Consider the following 2,342-nt stretch of genomic DNA (forward strand, 5'->3'; position numbering starts at 1 on the left):
TCCTCGGCCCGCGCAGGGACCGGTGGCGGGACCGCATCGGCCGCGGCGGGCTGCGGGGGCGTCAGGACCGAGGCGTAGGCGTGCTCCGTGGAGTACCGCAGGAATGACAGGTGGGCCTCGTAGCGGTCCAGGACGTCGTTGATCAGCTGCTGCTGGGTCAGTCCCATCAGGTCGTAGCCCTCGCTGCCGGTCTGGGTGAACACCTCGAGCCGGTAGTAGACGTCCGTCTCCCGGGACATGCTGCGGGCCCCGATCATCGGCACCGGCGCCCGGACGGCCGCCACCTGGTAGTGGAAGTCCCGGTGGTCGGCCATGTTCACGACGAGCGCGTGCTCGTCGATGCCGGTCCCGGCGTTCGGGGTCGTGCGCAGCTCCGCCTGGTGGCCCAGGTCGCGGAACTCGTCGGCGACGTCCTGGAGCGCGGGTCGCACGACGCGCCCGACGAACTGGGCGACGGCCTTCTGCGAGGGATAGGACCGCAGGCGGGCCAGGCGCTGCCGCCACGTCTTCTCGGGGACCAGGCCGCCGTGGACCGCGTCGAAGCGCCGGCGCAGGGTCCGGCCCTCGCGCTCGGCCCGCTCCATCCGCAGCACCTTCGAGAAGGAGGCCATGACGAGGAAGGCGATGACCGTCACGGGCAGCGCGAAGATCAGCGTGGCGTGCTCCATGGTGGTGACGCCCCCGGCCACGAGCATGGCGATGGTGAGCACCGCGGTCAGCAGCGCCCAGAAGATGCGCAGCCACTTCGCCCCGTCCTGCGCCGGGTCGGGGATGGTCGAGGAGAAGTTCGACATCACCATCGCGCCGGAGTTGGCGCTCGTCAGGTAGAAGAGGAGCCCGGAGAGCGTGGCCAGGCCGATGAGGAAGGCCGCGCCGGGGAACATCTCGAGCAGTGCGTACCAGCCCTCCTCCGGGCTCTCCACGGCCAGCCGGGCGAACTCGGTGTTGCCGCTGAGCACCTCGTGCATGGCGGAGTTGCCGAAGACGGTCACGATGAAGAAGTCGCAGAGCACAGGGGCGGTGATGGCCGCGACGACGAACTCCCGCAGCGTCCTGCCCCGTGAGATGCGGGCGAGGAACAGTCCGACGAACGGTCCCCACGCCAGCCAGAAGGCCCAGAAGAACAGCGTCCAGCCGCCCATCCACTCCGAGCCGCCCTCCACGTAGGCGAAGGTCTGCACCGTGCGCTCGGGCAGGGTGAAGACGAAGCGGCCGATGTTCTCGACCATGGCGTTGAGCAGGAAGGCGGTCTCGCCGGTGACGAGGATGTAGAGCATCATCGCGCCCGCGCTCCAGAGGTTGAGCTCGGAGATGACCCGGATACCCCGGTCCACCCCGGAGGTGCAGGCGGCGACCGTCATGACGACGGCCACCAGCACGAGGGCGATCTGCAGCGCCAGGCCTTCCGGTAGCCCGAAGAGCCAGGCAAAACCGACGTTCAGGAGCACGACCCCGATGCCCATCGAGGTCGCCACGCCGAACACGGTGCCCACCAGGGCGAAGACGTCGATGACGTCGCCGGTGGTCCCGCGGACGCGCCGGCCGAGCAGCGGGTACAGGGCGGCCCGGATGGAGAGCGGCATGCCCCAGCGGTAGGCGAAGTAGCCCATGGCCATGCCCAGCAGGGCGTACATCGACCAGCCAGCCACGCCGTAGTGGAACATCGTCCAGACCACGGCGTCCTGGGTGGCCTCGGCGGAGCGGGGGTCGGCCGCGGGGGGAGCGACGAACTGGGTGATCGGTCCGGTCACCGAGTAGAAGAGCATGTCGATGCCCACGCCGGCGGCGAAGAGCATCGCGACCCAGGTGAAGAGCCCGTACTGCGGGCGGGAGTGGTCCGGGCCCAGCCGGACGCTGCCCTCCTTGGAGAAGGCGACCCAGAGGACGAAGAGGATCACCAGGGTCACCGTGAGGACGTAGAACCAGCCGAGGTTGGTCGCGATCCAGCCGACGACGTCCCGCATGGCGCTCGCGGCGTGGTGCGGGGCGGCCATCGCCCAGACCGAGAACGCGAGGATGACCAGGGAGGACGTGACGAAGACCCGCCAGTTGACGCGGGGCTCGCGGTCCTCGGCGAGCTCGGCCGGGCCCTTGCTCAGCTCGGTGCTGGAGATCGGGGGGAGCTCCTCGTGGGGAAGGCGTGAACGGCGGCGCACGGCCGCGCCGACCCGGTCCCGCTCGACCATCGCCCTCGACGGCTCGGGCTCCGGCCGCTGGTCGTCGTCTGCTTCCGTCACTCGATCGGTCCTTTCCTCGGGTGGGGCTGTCCGGGTGGCGCGGCACGGTGCGCCGGCGACCGGGCGAGGACCTCTCGGAGACGACGCACCGGCCTGCTGCGCTCC

General features: G+C 70.4%; 1 protein-coding gene. It reads right to left on the minus strand.

Annotated elements, in window-relative coordinates; translation table 11 throughout:
* Positions 1-2,237 (minus strand): choline BCCT transporter BetT (betT, locus tag ACXAGC_RS20225; RefSeq protein ID WP_474846780.1); only part of this gene is annotated, 2,237 nt, incomplete at its 3' end.
* Positions 2,238-2,342 lie beyond the last annotated feature (105 nt).

The sequence above is a fragment of the Alteromonas sp. AWJ4_197 genome (genome assembly GCF_056160285.1).